This window comes from Haloplanus sp. GDY1, assembly GCF_023703775.1.
Lineage (GTDB): Archaea > Halobacteriota > Halobacteria > Halobacteriales > Haloferacaceae > Haloplanus > Haloplanus halophilus.
The window spans coordinates 1-15,325 of sequence record NZ_CP098515.1 but is presented as its reverse complement, the minus strand read 5'-3'; the positions used below and the strand labels follow the sequence as shown (position 1 = coordinate 15,325).

Annotated in this window: 16 protein-coding genes and 1 pseudogene; 7 read left to right on the top strand and 10 right to left on the bottom strand. The window is 57.9% G+C overall.

What is annotated here, in order from left to right; genetic code table 11:
* Positions 1-54: 54 nt before the first annotated feature.
* On the bottom strand, positions 55-2,238 hold the full coding sequence (locus tag NBT67_RS16140; protein ID WP_251344465.1) for an amino acid permease: 2,184 nt from the start codon (positions 2,236-2,238) through the stop codon (positions 55-57).
* A gap of 267 nt (positions 2,239-2,505) precedes the next feature.
* Positions 2,506-3,279: a universal stress protein gene (locus NBT67_RS16135; RefSeq protein WP_251344464.1), complete on the bottom strand. Its 774-nt coding sequence runs from the start codon at positions 3,277-3,279 to the stop codon at positions 2,506-2,508.
* 425 nt (positions 3,280-3,704) lie between these two features.
* On the opposite strand from NBT67_RS16135, the gene NBT67_RS16130 reads away from it, so the two are divergent.
* From NBT67_RS16130 to NBT67_RS16110, 6 genes are all read left to right on the top strand, one after another.
* Entirely contained in the window at positions 3,705-4,718 is a 1,014-nt protein-coding gene (locus NBT67_RS16130; protein ID WP_251344463.1) for a hypothetical protein, read from the top strand.
* Positions 4,719-4,933: 215 nt separating this feature from the next.
* Positions 4,934-5,182: a hypothetical protein gene (locus NBT67_RS16125; RefSeq protein WP_251344462.1), complete on the top strand. Its 249-nt coding sequence runs from the start codon at positions 4,934-4,936 to the stop codon at positions 5,180-5,182.
* 282 nt (positions 5,183-5,464) lie between these two features.
* Positions 5,465-6,118, top strand: a complete 654-nt coding sequence (locus NBT67_RS16120) for a DUF192 domain-containing protein (RefSeq protein ID WP_251344461.1) — start codon at positions 5,465-5,467, stop codon at positions 6,116-6,118.
* 77 nt (positions 6,119-6,195) lie between these two features.
* Positions 6,196-6,858, top strand: coding sequence for a hypothetical protein (locus tag NBT67_RS16115; protein ID WP_251344460.1), 663 nt, complete (start codon positions 6,196-6,198; stop codon positions 6,856-6,858).
* Positions 6,859-7,143: 285 nt separating this feature from the next.
* Positions 7,144-7,401 (top strand): DUF8129 domain-containing protein, encoded by a 258-nt coding sequence (locus tag NBT67_RS18270; protein ID WP_484494556.1) that lies wholly within the window; start codon positions 7,144-7,146, stop codon positions 7,399-7,401.
* A 34-nt stretch (positions 7,402-7,435) separates the two neighbouring features.
* Positions 7,436-8,017 (top strand): hypothetical protein, encoded by a 582-nt coding sequence (locus NBT67_RS16110; protein ID WP_251344459.1) that lies wholly within the window; start codon positions 7,436-7,438, stop codon positions 8,015-8,017.
* Between the two features lie 175 nt (positions 8,018-8,192).
* On the opposite strand, the gene NBT67_RS16105 is transcribed toward NBT67_RS16110, so the two are convergent.
* The 6 genes and pseudogenes from NBT67_RS16105 to NBT67_RS16080 form a co-directional block, all read right to left on the bottom strand.
* The gene (locus NBT67_RS16105; protein WP_251344458.1) at positions 8,193-8,705 is read right to left on the bottom strand and encodes a zinc ribbon domain-containing protein; all 513 of its coding nucleotides are present in this window, start codon (positions 8,703-8,705) and stop codon (positions 8,193-8,195) included.
* A 73-nt stretch (positions 8,706-8,778) separates the two neighbouring features.
* Positions 8,779-10,044: a phage integrase SAM-like domain-containing protein gene (locus tag NBT67_RS16100; RefSeq protein ID WP_251344457.1), complete on the bottom strand. Its 1,266-nt coding sequence runs from the start codon at positions 10,042-10,044 to the stop codon at positions 8,779-8,781.
* Positions 10,045-10,053: 9 nt separating this feature from the next.
* Complete coding sequence (locus NBT67_RS16095) at positions 10,054-10,659, bottom strand: hypothetical protein (protein ID WP_251344456.1); 606 nt, start codon at positions 10,657-10,659, stop codon at positions 10,054-10,056.
* Complete coding sequence (locus NBT67_RS16090) at positions 10,660-10,971, bottom strand: DUF8065 family protein (RefSeq protein WP_251344455.1); 312 nt, start codon at positions 10,969-10,971, stop codon at positions 10,660-10,662. It abuts the gene before it with no gap.
* 95 nt (positions 10,972-11,066) lie between these two features.
* On the bottom strand, positions 11,067-11,762 hold the full coding sequence (locus NBT67_RS16085; RefSeq protein ID WP_251344454.1) for a nucleotidyltransferase domain-containing protein: 696 nt from the start codon (positions 11,760-11,762) through the stop codon (positions 11,067-11,069).
* A gap of 100 nt (positions 11,763-11,862) precedes the next feature.
* Positions 11,863-12,440 (bottom strand): annotated as a pseudogene (locus tag NBT67_RS16080) (DUF7342 family protein).
* A gap of 486 nt (positions 12,441-12,926) precedes the next feature.
* Here NBT67_RS16080 and NBT67_RS16075 point away from each other — a divergent pair.
* The gene (locus tag NBT67_RS16075; RefSeq protein ID WP_251344453.1) at positions 12,927-13,487 is read left to right on the top strand and encodes a zinc ribbon domain-containing protein; all 561 of its coding nucleotides are present in this window, start codon (positions 12,927-12,929) and stop codon (positions 13,485-13,487) included.
* Positions 13,488-13,544: 57 nt separating this feature from the next.
* Here the strand turns inward: NBT67_RS16075 and NBT67_RS16070 are convergent, their stop codons facing one another.
* Together NBT67_RS16070 and NBT67_RS16065 are read right to left on the bottom strand one after the other, a co-directional pair.
* On the bottom strand, positions 13,545-13,952 hold the full coding sequence (locus NBT67_RS16070) for a DUF7970 domain-containing protein (RefSeq protein WP_251344452.1): 408 nt from the start codon (positions 13,950-13,952) through the stop codon (positions 13,545-13,547).
* The gene (locus NBT67_RS16065; RefSeq protein WP_251344451.1) at positions 13,949-14,788 is read right to left on the bottom strand and encodes a ParA family protein; all 840 of its coding nucleotides are present in this window, start codon (positions 14,786-14,788) and stop codon (positions 13,949-13,951) included. The genes NBT67_RS16070 and NBT67_RS16065 overlap by 4 nt, the downstream gene beginning before the upstream one ends.
* Between the last annotated feature and the right edge of the window lie 537 nt (positions 14,789-15,325).

The following is a 15,325-nucleotide window of genomic DNA, read 5'->3' as shown; positions in this document are numbered from 1 at the left end:
AATCACCGTAGATTAGAACAAGCGGCGCGCTGAATATAGAGGGTATATCCTGTCTCAGGATTCATTCCATCCCCGGACGATGCCGACGTTGCTCGTCGCCTCCTGACTGATTCGTTCTGCGATCGTGCCAAACATGACCCGGGACGCGGCACTCCGTTCGGAGAGCCCGACACAGATCGTATCGAATTGATCGGCTGTCGCGAGGATGGCCGCTTCGATGTCATCGTCGACGACGACCGCTCGCTCGTAGTCCTCCGGGTTGAGTCCTGCCCGCTCAACAACATCGTCGATGACCGCGTTCCCTCGTTCGGAGGCTGTAGTGTCATCGTCCCCCATCGGTTGCTGGACGTTCAGCAACGTGGGCACGGCGCCATCGACGCTCGCGAACTCGGCGGCTCGCCGAGCAGCGGCCGGTGAGTGTGGCCCCGGCCCTGCGAGTGCGACCGGATTGCCGATCGTGTCGTTGTAAAGCATTACGAGGGTGACTTCACACGGCGCGTCCTCGACGACGGCATCGAGGTTCGGGCCGAAGACGTGCCCCTGCCGAGTCAGTGTTCCTCCCCACCCGAGCAACACTTGATCGGGCTCCTCGTCGACGATCGCCTCCAGAATCGTCTCGTCGACGCGTTCGCCCGTCATCGCGACCGTCCGCAACTGCACGTCCATCTCGGCTGCGATGTCGTGGGCTCCGTCGAGCAGGTCGCGTTGGTGGTCGAGCCGCTCGGCCGCAACGTTTTGCTGTGGGTCGGGATCCGCGACCTGGAGGACGTTGACGGCGACGAGTTCGGGTGTCCCCTCGTCAGTGTGCGCATGCGCGGTGGCGGCTGCGAGCCGAATAAGGTTCTGCTGGGTGTCGGGGTTCGCAACCGGGACGAGGACCCGGTAAGCATCCGTCGTTGACGTGATGACCTCGTCGATGAGTCCCCGGTCGATGGCGTGATCTCTGACGTAGACGAAGTACCAGCCGACACCGAGTCCGACGATCCCCAGCCCCAGGAGGATGATGATGGGCGCCATCTGTGAGATGACAACGATCGTCAGCACCACGCCGAGAACCGGGACGGCCGGGTACAGGACATCCGGAATTTTGAACGACGGGTCGTAGTCCTCCGGGTCAGCCCGGCGAAAGACGACGAGTGCGACGTGGACCAGCGAGTAGGAGACGAGGAAGCTGAAGCTGGCCACCTCGGCCAGGAGAGCGACGATGGTTTCGACCTGAAGGCCGGCGGCGATCAACAGCGCGGTGACGGCCCCAGTGGCGATGATCGCCCGGTGTGGTGTGCCGAACCGGTCGTGGGTGACGTTCAGCCACTCGCTCATCAGGTCGTCTCGACCCATGGCGAAGTTCACCCGTGCCGCGGCGAGGACCGACGAGTTCGAACTCGAAATCGCGGCGATGGCGGCGGCGGCCACGATCGCCACCACGCCGACGGCCCCGGCGAAGACGACCGCGACGTCCGAGACCGGGACCAGTGAGTCGCCGATCGCCTGGTATGGCAGCACGCCCGTCGTGACGATCATCACCAGGGCGTAGAGGATCGTCACAAGAACGACGGAGAGAATCATCGTCAGCGGGATGTTCCGACTCGGATCCTTGACCTCACCCGCGACCGTGGCGATGATCTCGAACCCGAGAAAGGAGACGAAGACGACGCCGGTCGTCGCGATGATGCCGCTCGGGCCCGTCGGCGCGAAGGGCTCGAGGTTATTCGGGTCGATGAAGAACAACCCGAGTACGACGTAGGCGAGGACGACGACGGTCTCGGCGCCGATCATCACGTTCTGCAGCTGGCTGGATTCCTCGGTGCCGTAGTAGTTGACGCCGACGATTAGTGACAGCCCGATGAGGCCGAGGAGAACAACGAGTGCCCGGCCGTCCAGAAACGGAATCGGCTCGACGAGATACTGCCCGAATCCGATCATGTAGAAGGCGCTCGCGAACATCAGGCCGGTCCACATCCCCCACCCGACGATGCTCCCGAAGAAGCCACCGAGTGCTCGGTTGACGTAGTGATAGCTCCCGCCGGCAATCGGCATCCCGGTCGCCAGCTCGGATAAAGAGAGCGCTGCGAGCAGAGCGACGAACCCTGCGATGAGGAACGAGACCGAACTCGCTGGACCGGCGCCCTCGGCTGCGATCCCGGGGAGAATGAAGATCCCGGCCCCGATCATCGTCCCCCCACCGAGCGTCATCGCCTCGAGAAAGCCGATGTTGCGCTCAAGTTGTCCCTTGCTCATCGATTCACCATCCAAGAGTGTCGAATTGGACCCTCCAAGTAGCGTACAGACAGGGCGTCACGCGCCGCTGAGTGACGATCACCGGGAGTTTGTCTCCGAGCGATAACTCTACTGTCGAAGAGCGAGGCCTGGTGGTGGGCAGCCTTCAGCCAGCTACGGTTGTCTTGTTCGGTCCTCGCTGGTACCGGTGTAACTGGCCTTGTCGGGTATCTGGGGAGTGTCTGTGCAGTCACTACTGGTGTCTTCGTATAGATCAACTCGAACTCCTCACTCGATATCTCTCACGATGATGGCGGGCTTCTCGATTTCTTCGAGAATTGGTGTGAGTACAGTCCCGAGAATCCGATCTCTGAGCGACGGCTCTGCTTCCCCGAGCACAACGAAGTCGTAGTCCGCAACGAGATCGATGATCTTGCGCTTCGGGGAGCCGCCCTCCGAGAGCTGCCAGTCGACCTGATCGCGGTCGACCCCCTCCTCGGTTAGTCGGTCGGCCGCTCCACGGAGGATGAATTCGCCCTGACTCGGATCGGCCCCTTCGGGGACTGAGTGAAACAACGTAACTGTAGCATCACTGGCTCGGACTAACTCACCAACGAGAGAAACGATTCGTTCGAGATTCACATCGCCGCGCAACGGCACGAGAATCCGATCAATCGCGTCAGTCTCACCGGGAACAAAGACCGCGTCACAGTCGTGTTGCTCTGCGATTCGGTCGATCGTATCCTGCCGATCCTTCGTAAATACGAGAACGTCCTCGACCTCGTGGTCTCCGCGGACGAATCTGGAGACGATACTCTCTAACCGCTCTGCTGCCTCTGCTTCGTGTTCCTCCTTGAGATGTGCCGGGGCCGTCTGTTTCGGGACGGGATAGTACCCAAGGACGACGAGATTGACTGGCTTCAACAGATCAAGGATTACCTGGTCGGGTGGTTCCGTGATCGACACGTCCACGGGGACGAGAATCGTCGAGTCGCCGGTGAGAGGCATCTTATCGGTCACATTTTCAGCGAACCGGCTTGATTGTTCGTGTCCACTGCTCATACTTCAGGGTGAGAGAGACTTCACACGAGATTCGCGTTTTATATGCGGCAGCGATTTCGCGTACTGACCGCAGCAATTCAGTCTTTTTCCGAATCACGTTCGGGGGTGAATCGTCGTCCACACTGTTCGCACACATAGTACGAAATGCGCCACCCACCCCCGGTTGTGTATCGGGCTTTGTACGACTCTGAAGTTCCGCACACAGAACACGTGTCGGGGGGAGATCGCATAAGCGAATCTTTGTATCTACCCACTAAGCCATTCGCTTATACGGAGCGGTCTTTCGTCTATACTAAGCGATTCTCGCCCTGTATTCAGCAGGACCGCCGAAACCCATCAGCTATCGAGAAGTTCAACACCACCGTCTGACCTAATCTCCCGGTACGGTCTCGTTCCCGATTTATCCTCCACAGGAGAGTGAGGTCATGACGACACGACGAATTCACCCTGGCAACGGGAGCCTTCCGCCGCTCTCACTCCCGCCAGGAGCGCTCGCGAAGACAGATCAGCAGCATCGCTACGACGTTGACGACGAGCCTCCGACCATCGAACCGATCGAGCATCGCATCCGACTCGATTTCATGACCGCGGGTCCAGTTCATCGCTCACAGCTCCTCGACCAGCACAACCCGTGGACGGCCGATTCCAGCGAAGCTGATCCGTGGCGAGAGGCAGGCCAATCGAAGCCGCTCGGCTTGCTGTATGCCGAGGAATCGTGTCGGCGAACCCTCGTCGAGGAACGGCGGTACTACGACCGCATCGAGGCAGATCCGTCGGCGGAGTTGGACGATGTCCCCGCGTTTCTTGCTCACCGACTGCAGGCGTGCCGGGAGGCTGATGATCTATCTACTGCCCTCGAGGATGAACAGATCCGTCGCGAACGCTGGTACTCGACAGTCATCCCATGGATGAACCTCTATCACGTCCTCAAACGTTCCTCGTACGGCTCGCTTCTATCGCCGTCGGTCGGACGTAGCGCCGACATCGACGAACTTACTGAGTACAACGCATTCGTCGGGATGGTCGTCGTCGACGACGGGGCTGACATCCGGACGGTCGCACGAGAACACGAGATCTCCGGTCGATTCGTTGTTCACGAACGCGATCTCTCCTCGAGCGCCGTTGAGTGTTCGCCGGGACCGAGCAACTTCGGAATCGACCTCCCGGCTCCACTGCTGGTGGGAGATTACGCCAGCGGAAGCCGATATCCGCTATTGCCCTGGTCAGACGGGCTGGTCTGCTCGTGTCCGTACAAACACGACCGGCCGTGGCGGGTGCTGTGCAAGCACGAGTTGCTCGCCGCCATCGTCGCCGGCGGAGAAGACTCGATCTTCCTCCCCGTTACTCGAGGACTGGAAGTTCCACATCGGGCGCGCCGGTTTGTGACCCCGGCAATTGCCAGTCGACACTCGCCTTGGACCGGTTCAGAGCTCCATTGATGACTCCTTTGTGGGGGGACTGAAACGTACGGGCCGTCTTGGTTACCCCACGAAACAGGATATTTGAATCCGTGGGGTAACTCATATCCACTGAGTCGTTCTTGCCGCAGACAGCTCATCGGAGGTCTCCGTCAGCCAAGCGTCAGACAAATTGCGGTCGTTTAACACCAACAGAGAACGAACTACCGTGACGAGTAATTCGAGTATGAGGGATCATGTTTTCAGATAAGCCGCGGTCGTTACCCGACTGGATCGAGCGGGGATACGACATCCTCTCGACGGAGATCACGGAAGGCGATCACGACGAGGGAATGCCCCGCAACCGCGCTCGCGAGGAGTTAGTTGCCCACGAGGATTTCCCGGACAACCCGGATGATGCGGACTATGCGATCGATCAGCTTCTGAATTCAGGGTGGCTGTACGAGGTTGCCGGAAACCTTCGAGTCACAATTCCCGAAGAGTAGGCACGCCGACGGCCGTCGTTGTGGACAATTGGGATCTACTAGTGAGTCGGTCCTATGAGAGCTCGAATTCTGGCTGTTGAGAGGACGGGGCGCCCCGGGAAAGTTCGAGACAGCCTCCCACGAGAGACGAAAGATCCGTCTCAACAGCTGCCGAGCCACAGTTAACCACCGTTCTCCGAGCAGAATACCCAGTGTCTCTGAGCCAGTAGCTAGGACTGTGCGCAGTGCGCACACTCTGAATGTTCATGTCCCTGAACGACTGATTATCGGTCTCACAGGGCGATGGACAACTCAACCCACGCTGTGCCGACTGTCGACTCGCCTGATTGCGAGAAGGCAGCCGGGACTCCCATCCCAATATTCGAACGCCGAGCGACGGTTGTCGCGGCGTTAGTGATTGGTGCGACGGTCTTCGTTGTCGCCGGCACCGTCTTCCTGTTGGGAGCTGGGGCTTCACCAGCGGAACTCGAGTCATCGGTGGTCGACGATAAACCGCCAACTCACCGGGTGTTCTTTGAGAACCAACGTGGGCGGATCCTGTGGGTGTATGATGTTTGGGTGGCCGACACAGATTCCGAGCGCTACCAGGGCCTGAGCGGGACCGAGACACTTCCCGCCGATACCGGTCTGCTGTTCGTCTACGACCAGGAGGCTGCCGACCGGGCAATCGTGATGCGTGCGATGGACTATCCAATCGACGTCGTCTTCATCGACGGATCGGGAACCGTCACGGCGGTCCACTCAGCAGCCCCCGAACCCGGAGTTCCCGACGACGAGCTCACGCGCTACTCCGGACGGGCGCGATGGATTCTCGAGATTCCTCATGGAACCGCGGAGCGCCACGCCATCGTCCAGGGGACCTCGATTCAGATTACTGGGCCGACGTATGCGTTCGACCCGCAGTCAGCATCCCATCAAGAAAGTAATTCAAGATGAAGACACCGACACGATTCCCTCCCGAAACATCCCCGTCGAACCGACTGTCGCCCCGATCCGGGCCTTGCCGCCGACGTGTGCTGAGTGCCGTCGCAGCTGCCGGAGTCAGCGGGCTCGCTGGCTGTACGAACATCCTCGGGTCACCTGAAAATCGTCGCAACGAGCCGCCATCGGCGGAGGTTTCAACGGCTACCGCTCCTGACGAGGATCCAACCTCGACGACGCCATCTGACTCGCTGTCGGTGGGTTCGAAGAATACCGACGACCAGTCCACAGACGAAGCGTCGAAGCCTGCGATTCAGACCGACGGGCCGGTCGACAGTTCTTCGAGGAACGACGCCCCCTATGATGATCCCGTCGACGGGCTCACATTATCAGGGGTAACCGTCCGGATGGGCGAGGAACGCCAGCGTGACAGTAGGCTCCGGCTGGACGATCAGCTCTCTGTCGATATTGAAGGCACTCGCTTCGAGATTCGTGGACGGGGTCACACTGAGTGGGAGTGTGACACCATCAGGCTCAAAACCGTGATCGTCGACGGTCGTCATGCCCGGGTGTACGCTGAGACCCGCGAGGTAGATTCCTGCCGGACTCCGGACAATCCGGCGGGGCTGGGCCCGTGGGCGATTTCGTTCAGCATCACGGGACGATTCGAGGGAGGCCGGCCCGACGCACTAACGGCGAGTATTCAAGGGCCATTCATTCACGACTCGGGCGTGTTCGTCACCGAGCCGCTGTGATGCTTGTGGATTGATAGACTGATCTCTGTTTGCTGGCGGTTTATCGATGACAACGGGACGAGGAGGCTGATCAGACGCGGCCATCAGATAACCGATGACTGATTCCACCAACCATACGGATCCCTCTAACCGATCATCGCAGCCCAGCCACCCGTCCCGACGGATTGGTTCGCGAGCAGGATGCGCTCCTGAGAGCTTCGTTACCCCACGAATCCGAGCAATTCGCTTCTGTGGGGTAACGTTAATCGAACGGAGCGAGCCAATTGAGTCGCTTGGGCGGTACACGTGAGCAGAACGAATGTCGGCGGAATTCTCGAGGAACTCCCGCCGGAAACGCTCCTCGAGACTGACCACTTACGACTCATCCGCGCCGGCGTCGCCTGTATGCACGACATCGAGACTGTTCGGGCGTATGTTGCTCACGAGAACCAGCATCGACGCCGACGTTGGGTACTCCAAATGCTTGCCGATCGTGCTGCGTCGCTTCGGGAACCTGCCCCAAAGGACCACTCATCGGAGGGCCAGACTCATAGTCCATACTGACGAATTGCTATCACATACCAGAAGGTGACGACTGATGGGAGCACATCCACCCAGTGGCGGCGACCGTGATTTCGTGACGATCTTCAAGACCGGCTCGGTCGACCGAGACGACTATCCAGAGTTGACTGAGAACCTGCTCGAAGGGCGGACGCAACTCGCCTCGGAAACAGGATACTTGATGAAATTTGGCGATGTCTCACACCGAGGCCTGACCCCCTTCGATGTCGCTTCACTCCACGACGTTCCTGCGTATCCGCTTCCGGAGGTTGCGCTAGAGGCACTCCCGGCCCACGTTCGTGCTGACCTAGAGCGCGACGGCGCCGTCCAGATGTTCGCTGTCTACGATCGGGACCAGCACCGGTTCGAAGATGTCGCCCTCGCCTGGGAGGAGCAGGATTTCCTCGAACGGATCGCCGAGTTGGTGGCAGGCGATTGCTCGCTTCACGAAGCGGTCGACTGGACCGTCGTCGAAGAGGCCGAGCGCTACACCATCGCTCAGTGGGCCGACATCAGAGGCGTCACCGAGGACGCTGTTCGGTCAAATGTCAACTCAGCTCGCAAGAAGTTGCTTGCGGAGGAAGATCGTGAACCGAGTGAAGAATCGCTCTTAGGCTGATTTTCGTTTTCCGGCTCCCAGCAGCATCGACAGAGTAGCGCTCGAATAGATCTGAGGCATCCCGAGCGGAAGCTACTTCCACGATAGCGCGAGGAATTCCGATTCGGTCGAAAGTAGCCTACTCTCAGGTAGCACCCTTTGTCGACAGAATCGAGACAGTCCTCGCAGCAAAGAACTACTCAGAGAATTCTTCGTCGTCGAGTTCCTCATTTGCGAACTCAATCAACTTCTGTAATCTGTCGTTGAACTGGTCCTCGAATTCAGTGTGGAGCGCATCATCGTACATCCGAAGAGTTCGTCCCAGTCCAATGGCAGCAAGCCAGTCTCGGAACTGATTGCTGTTCATATCGTCGACGGACATACTCAGCGCATCCGTGTTCGAACCACCAGCCCATAGTTGGAGAAGATCGAGATCATTTACCATCGCTAATCGAGCAAAATCAGCAAATGCTGCGCTCACATCCCGAGATAACTGCGTGTGAGAAACTGAGTCATGGTCGAGTTCTCGCTCTCCCTCCAGCAGTTCGTTGACGTAGGAAAGCGAGCGTACCGACAGGAATCCTTCTCTATCAATCGCCATCGGTGGATCGGTTTCCGACTCTGCAATATCGGATAACGCCCGTCCACAGGATCCGCAATAGTGGTGAACTTCTTTGACCTGGCTTCCGCAATTCGGGCAGTGGGGCATACTGCAAGCTACGGGTTAGAGGTACTGAGAATTTGCTGTTACAGGCCTGTATCCTTCTGATTCAGCAATTTCGTTACTGATTCCCGGAGTGCCCTGAGATTGAATCAATCTCGTTTAGAGCTTCTGTCGCCACGTCGCCGAGTTCGCCGGCCTCAATGTGCGAGTACCGCTCTCGCACCATCTCCTCTGAATTGTCCAGGTACCGGGCAGCCACCGTGTACCCAAACGCGCGGACAAGTACCTCCCCCATCCCACGTCGACCACCGTGCGGCGCGAGATAATCGTGTTTCGGATGGTCGATATCGATCTCTGCGGTCTCCGAGAGCCGTTGGAGAATCGACCGTGCACCGTCCGTCGTGATCGACGGCGGCCGAATGTCCTCATCGAGCGCCAGCAGGAGGTCGCGAGCGTATTCTTCACGTCGCTCAGTAATCGCTTCTGGGCGTTCCCCTCGGTCGGCTAGCTTTTCCTCGACGAGTTCTGCGAGCGTCCGTTGATCGAACGTCGGAAACACTGGCCAGCGCTCCGTCGGTGGGTCCATCAGCTGGCGGTAGCTCCGCAGCGGCGAGATCACCGGGTCAGGGAGGCTCGCGGCGTCCCACTGCTGTTTCTTGCGGTAGACGTCCATACTCCCGTCGTCGAGGGAGAGGTCCTCCCAGCGGACGCCGCGCCGGCGCGGGTCGTTCGGGTCCCGAAGGAGCTCCCCAACCCGAACGGCGGTGTACGCGAGGACGAACACCAGCGCCCGGTCACGAGCCGCCTTTAGCGCCGCGTAGCGGGCTCGCTGCTTGTCGAGTGGGTCAGTATCCTCTGGGAGTGTCGTGTACGCCTCGACGGCGTCACGGGCCCGTTCGTCGACGTAGCGGGTGAGAGCGTGGCGCTGCTCGGATGTCCAGGCCTGTTGGTCGCCGGGCTTGCGGCCGTCGTCTTCAGGCAGCGGCGCCATCGCACTCGCCCGCTGGGCGTAGTGCGCCTCGAGATAGCCCTCGTTGACACACCAGCCACACCACGCAGAGATATAGCGATAATAGGTTTGTACCGTGTTCTGTTTGAGTCCCCGATCGCCGACAAGATGCCGGGCGTATTCGCGGAAGACGCGTTCATCGAGATCGTCGAAGGTGGGGTCACGGTCGACGTCGTTGGGGACGATCCCGGTCCAGTCGTCGTTACCCCGATCACCGGCGGCCCATTCGGCGAACCGCTCGAGCTCGCGTGCAGCGTTTCGTCGATAGTTCCCACCGTCCCCACCGCGGCCTTTCCCTTTGTCTTGGAGGTAGCGCTGGAAGGAACTCGTGAGCGGTGTCGTACCATCGTGTGTCGATGAGGTGTTCTGATTCATACTGGTTCGTCAGGGGAGCAGGTGGTTGTCCAGAATATCGCTACAATCAATCGGAATCCCTTCCCACGCAGCCTTCACGGCGTTGTATCCGGTCCAGCCCTCACGTTCCAACAGCTCTCCGCACGCTTCGCAGAACTCACGACGCGAAATGAGCTCGTTGTCGTAGAGTATATAAAACAGAAACGGCGGAGTCACAACACGGATATCTCCGTCTTGGTCGTCGACAGCGCGGCGAATCGAACGCCGGCCGGCTGCGTCCATCAAGATGACGTAGTCGATAGCTTCGGGATTCTGTACCACTTCCCGTCGGAGCGATTCCTCGCCAGCATCCGCTCCGTGGGGCCGGGGGACGCTCGTCACTTGGGTAAGCGGTGTCTCGTCGTCCTCAAGCGCCCCGAGCGCGGTACGGCTCCCGTAATGAAGCCGGTATGGGCGGCTTCCCTCTGGTGCGGTCTCGCGCGTGTTTTCGGCGTGCCGCTTGAGTTCCTGTTTGCAGACGTTCGTCGTCGTGAGACCGACGTGTTTCGTTAGTTGGGTCCACAAGGAGCTATTCGCAACAGCGATCAATGTGTCCGTATCGACGAGAATCGGATACCGTGTGTCGGCGTTAGCCATTTAGACGAGATAGTCACTGGTGTCGTCAGTGGCAGCCTCACGGAAGGCGTCAATATCCTCTTCGAGGAAGTCGAATTCGTCACCGAGGAGTACTCGAGCAGCGTCCTCCGAGAGGTCACCTGCCGAATAGCGCTCGTAAATCGCGATTTTGTCGTCGTCCGTCATCGATCGCTGAAGCATCTGCGTAAGCCCCTCACGTGCGAGTTCGCTGATATTGATGCCACCCAAATGGACGGAATCCAGTTCGGTTGCCGCTTCTTTAAGCGGACCAGCACGGAATTTGATCGTATCGTCGAGCGATTCCTGACTCATAACAGGAGATACACGGCCCAGTTTGATAAATTGTTCCCCAATGTGTGAACACATGGGTACAATTCTACACGAGTACAGTAGCTGTCGACACATCGCTATTCATCAGCAGTTCCTTCCTCCAAGAGGAGGTTCTCGACGGTTTCGAAGTCATTCGTCTTGTAGACCGGAATCCCCGAAACGACGATCTCTCGGATATCTTCGGTGTACGCCGGGATTGCCTGGACAGCCTCGACATCGATATCGTAGGCGTATCGGTCACCATCGAACTCCGTGTCTTCGAGATCACGGGCAATGGCGTTCGCTTCTCGTTGGCTTTCAGCTCGCTCAGAGCGGGTTAGCACCCAGAGATCGATGTCGCTCCGTCGGTCAGCCTCGCCTCGAGCGACACTCCCATAGAGGATGATGCCCACGACGTCGTTGATGTTTTCACGGAGCTCTGTAACCGCGGCTTTGACGGGTTGGTGATACTCTGGTTGGGGAATCCGGAGGATCGGATCGTCTGGAATCGACAGACGCTGTCTGTTGATCTGGACGAGTCGCTGGTTGCTCTCGGGCGATTCGACGACCAGGTCGTTCGCGCTGAGAACGTTCACTGCCCGCCGAACGGACTGGTGTGAGTGCCCGATCTGTGTCGCGAGTTCTCGCAGTGAGAATTCACTGAATCGGTGGTTTGTTAAAAAGAGAAGGACGTCGCTCGTCGCCTTATGTTTGAATAAAGTCGGATCTGAAGGGGGTATTGAAAGAGAAATAGCTGCCCCAGACGAATTCGAACTATCCGTCTCACGGTTCATATGCCGTATCACGGACCACTACTATAAAAACATTATATGTGAATCGGAATAGACCTAAATATTCACTTGGCAGCAACGAACGTGCGGAGAACGAGGTCCGTCATCTCCGGACCCCACATTCGGTCGCTGGGGCTAGATAGTCCCACTCCCGGATGCAAACCCCACAATTTCGATTCGCCGCTGGAGCTGTTCCCACTCACGCGCAATCTCTCGGCGACGGTCCTCTTCGGTGACGTCGAGTACCTGATCAACGATCGTCCAGCGAAGTTGGCTCGGTGACCCGACATCGAACTCGTTCCTCCATCCTCGGATCTGATCGTTCATCTCGGTCAGCCGTTGGGTGAGGTCTTCGACGGTGTGGTCGCTGTCCCGAAGGCGTATGGCCTCCGTAATCGCTTGACGACGATAATCGGGGAAATATGTCGTGTGGGCCCCGGTGTCGTCACGGTGGAGGATGCCGTCGTCGACGAGCCGTTCGAGGGCGCGCTTAGTCGGCCCGTGTGACCAGTCCGCTTCGGAGGCGATCCAGTTTGCTGTCCGCGGCTCTGAAACCTGCCGGGCGACCATCCGCACCCGGTCTTCACCCGTGGGTTGGCGTTTCATCGGGTCCTCGGAGCTCGATTCACCTCCAGTCATAGAACACCATTCGTACTTTGTGGTCATATAGGTCACAGGCATCTGGTCTATCAGGAAAACGGCCCCCGCTATCTCCACGGACTCGGCTGAATAGAATCAAAGAAATCTCGAGCCCTGTTCTTGACGGCTCTACCCCGGGGAAAGCGTCTTTCTGAGCCGATTGCAGCATTCGTGCTTCACCGACAGCGGTGGGGTACTAAAATTTGGTCGTGATTATTCGTGTAATCATGAACAAGTAGAAAACAACCTGAAATGCCCATTTCCAGCCTTAGAGACCCTAACAGACCAAAATACCCATATATAAATCATATATCGCTATACTAAAACTGAGCTCGAACCGTCGCGACGTTCTCGTCGGGTCACAGCGCGTCGAGGAGTTCGCCACGGCGATCGACGAGGCCTCCGAGCGGTGAGTGGACGTTGGGAGGTCCTCGCCCAGCACTCGTGCATTGAGAGAGCGGGTCTCAACTACTGTGCACGAAATCAGAGTTCGAAGGGAGAGAGTCAATCACACGGAACCGTGCTGGGATGCGACAGATCGAAAACCCCCTTCCCCTCCAATTTAAAAATCCAGACGCAGAGAACCCAGTGAGCATGAAGTTTTGCGAAGAATGTGGTGCCCTCCTGCCAGCCAACGAAGCCAGTGGCGAGTGTGATCAGTGTGGAGCATCGTTCGAGCGGACGAACAGGGGATCAGCCGGCTCAGGAAAACCGGAAAAGAACACAAATCAGTCACCGAACACAGAACTCGAACAGTTGCCTACGACGGGGTCCGGTAGTGTGAAGAAAGCCAGCGCGATGGAATGGCTCGAGGATCTCGATCGCCCATCTGCAAGCGAACTCAGACGAGCGACCATCGAAAAACCGAGTGACTTCACGGGAAGTACGTTCCCCACCGATATCTCGACGGTTCGTCTCACGGGTCATGCAGAATTTATTGAAACAGTCGCCGGACTCTTCAGTTGGATCGTGGAGATGGAAGACTACAGTCGGCGTGTGGAAATCAATCTGAAGGAAACTGAGGATAAGGAGACGGGAGAGCAGACCGGAAACTACGCACTCTATCTGAGTGTTGCCGAGAGAGGGTAAGAGGTCGCTTTACAAGGCCGAGTTAGGGCTTGACGCCCAGCGTCCGAAGAGGATACATCACCGATTTTTCATCCCATAACCCCATCGCTGTAGCACGGCCTCCGGCGTCGTTCCTTCACCCCCGGCTACCAACATCGCCTCGACGACATCGGTCTTGTAGATATTCTCGTCGAAGCGCTCCTCAATACGATCGATGGTCTTCTCGATCAGTTCTTCAGTCTCAGACTGTAGGAAGACCGGTTGCTGATTCCGCCCCTGTTTCACCGAATCGCGTCTGTATTTGTAAGGAAGAGACTGAGTTTGTGCCTGACCGCTTGGACCACTGAGAGACGGCGAACTCGATTCCGAAACCGATTGCGTTTCCTCTGACACCCCACCGTCCTGGTCGGTATCCGCGTCCGTGGACGTATCTTCTGCCTCCGAACTATCCTCAGCGAATGGATCGTCGCCAGCGCCGGATTTCATGCTGGAGCCTCCACGGTCTTCCACAGGTGATCGGCAAGTTGCTCGATCCGTTCGAGAGTCTCTAATTCGTAATCTCGCTTCCGGGATCGATGTTCTTCGATGTATTTGAACGCCGAACACTGTTGTCGCCAGCAGCCCTCGAATAGTGATCCGCGTTCATTCAGTACAACCGGAATATCGTACTCCCGTTTCTTGATGTCGTCGAGCATATCCTGCTGGTCGTTCGTTCCCTTGAAGCGGTTGGGGACGATTGCGAGGACGCCCACGTTGATGTTGAGGTTCTCTTCGAGGCCAGGGACGAGATCTTCGAGTCCGTCGACGGATTTTCGGCCCTTACCCGATGGTTCAAACGGCACAAGTAGCGAGCGCGTGGCGTGGATGGCGTTGTATAATTTGACATCAGCCGTCGCCGGCGGATCGACGATAAGGGTGTCGTACTTCTCGTGGATGCCGTTGTCTCGGAGGACACGCAGTAACTGGACGTTCCGATTCCAGTTCTCACCGAAGTCGTTCGCTTCCTCTTCTCGTCGACTCAAATGCCGGTCGAGCTGTTCGAGGCTATTGTGTGCCGGAATGACATCGACGCCTTCGCTGGTTTCGATGAGATCTTCGAACGGGCCTCGCTCGCGTTCGACCATGTGTCGAACGAGGGAATCGGCCTGCGCATCGCTCCGGCGCTCGCCTACATCAAGGAGGTACGAAACTGACGCTTCTTGGGGATCCAAGTCGACGACCAGTACGTCTCGGCCTGCGCGTGCGTCCGCGACAGCAAGGTTCGCCGCGAGTGTGGACTTACCGACGCCGCCCGCTTCCGAGTACGTCGTATAGGCCAGCATAGCTCTACAACGACAGGGAGTATCCATAAAACTAAGTCAGACGGTATAGCTGAGTAGTATAGCTATACCGTCCAGTCATCATACCTAGCTGGAATAGATAGCCAGGTTGATGAACTGAATAGATTGGATGATCGGATTAGCTACACAGTCTAATGGGCAAATCCAGCGAGTCATTCTAACGAGACGGACTATTCGCAATCCTTGGTAACCAACCTTTGCGAGCGATGGCACACAGAAGACCGACAGCCACCAAGACAAGCGCAAGTCCAGCGGAGTGGTCGTACTCTGCCACTTCTCTACACTCAGAACACTCAGCAGGTTCAGTCGCTACCGGGGCTCGTTTGTTAACCATCTGTTCGGTACCGCACTCAGGGCATTGAATTGTAGCCCAAATACCGTGCTGATTGATTACGTTCCAACCACGAAAGCGTGGATCAGAGGTCATGATGTTAGGCAAGTAATCTGGTGTATCTCGGTAGTGAATTATCCGCCCAATCCCGAGTGAACGCCCTTGACGATAATTGAATTTCTAACATT

What these genes read in the sequence shown, in the direction of transcription:
- NBT67_RS16075 (WP_251344453.1), top strand. Translation starts at nt 12,927, where the DNA reads ATGCGACAGATCGAAAACCCCCTTCCCCTCCAATTTAAAAATCCAGAC.
- NBT67_RS16100 (WP_251344457.1), bottom strand. Translation starts at nt 10,044, where the DNA reads ATGAATCAGAACACCTCATCGACACACGATGGTACGACACCGCTCACG.
- NBT67_RS16085 (WP_251344454.1), bottom strand. Translation starts at nt 11,762, where the DNA reads ATGAACCGTGAGACGGATAGTTCGAATTCGTCTGGGGCAGCTATTTCT.
- NBT67_RS16135 (WP_251344464.1), bottom strand. Translation starts at nt 3,279, where the DNA reads ATGAGCAGTGGACACGAACAATCAAGCCGGTTCGCTGAAAATGTGACC.
- NBT67_RS16110 (WP_251344459.1), top strand. Translation starts at nt 7,436, where the DNA reads ATGGGAGCACATCCACCCAGTGGCGGCGACCGTGATTTCGTGACGATC.
- NBT67_RS16090 (WP_251344455.1), bottom strand. Translation starts at nt 10,971, where the DNA reads ATGAGTCAGGAATCGCTCGACGATACGATCAAATTCCGTGCTGGTCCG.
- NBT67_RS16065 (WP_251344451.1), bottom strand. Translation starts at nt 14,788, where the DNA reads ATGCTGGCCTATACGACGTACTCGGAAGCGGGCGGCGTCGGTAAGTCC.
- NBT67_RS16120 (WP_251344461.1), top strand. Translation starts at nt 5,465, where the DNA reads ATGGACAACTCAACCCACGCTGTGCCGACTGTCGACTCGCCTGATTGC.
- NBT67_RS16125 (WP_251344462.1), top strand. Translation starts at nt 4,934, where the DNA reads ATGTTTTCAGATAAGCCGCGGTCGTTACCCGACTGGATCGAGCGGGGA.
- NBT67_RS16070 (WP_251344452.1), bottom strand. Translation starts at nt 13,952, where the DNA reads ATGAAATCCGGCGCTGGCGACGATCCATTCGCTGAGGATAGTTCGGAG.
- NBT67_RS16140 (WP_251344465.1), bottom strand. Translation starts at nt 2,238, where the DNA reads ATGAGCAAGGGACAACTTGAGCGCAACATCGGCTTTCTCGAGGCGATG.
- NBT67_RS16105 (WP_251344458.1), bottom strand. Translation starts at nt 8,705, where the DNA reads ATGCCCCACTGCCCGAATTGCGGAAGCCAGGTCAAAGAAGTTCACCAC.
- NBT67_RS16130 (WP_251344463.1), top strand. Translation starts at nt 3,705, where the DNA reads ATGACGACACGACGAATTCACCCTGGCAACGGGAGCCTTCCGCCGCTC.
- NBT67_RS16095 (WP_251344456.1), bottom strand. Translation starts at nt 10,659, where the DNA reads ATGGCTAACGCCGACACACGGTATCCGATTCTCGTCGATACGGACACA.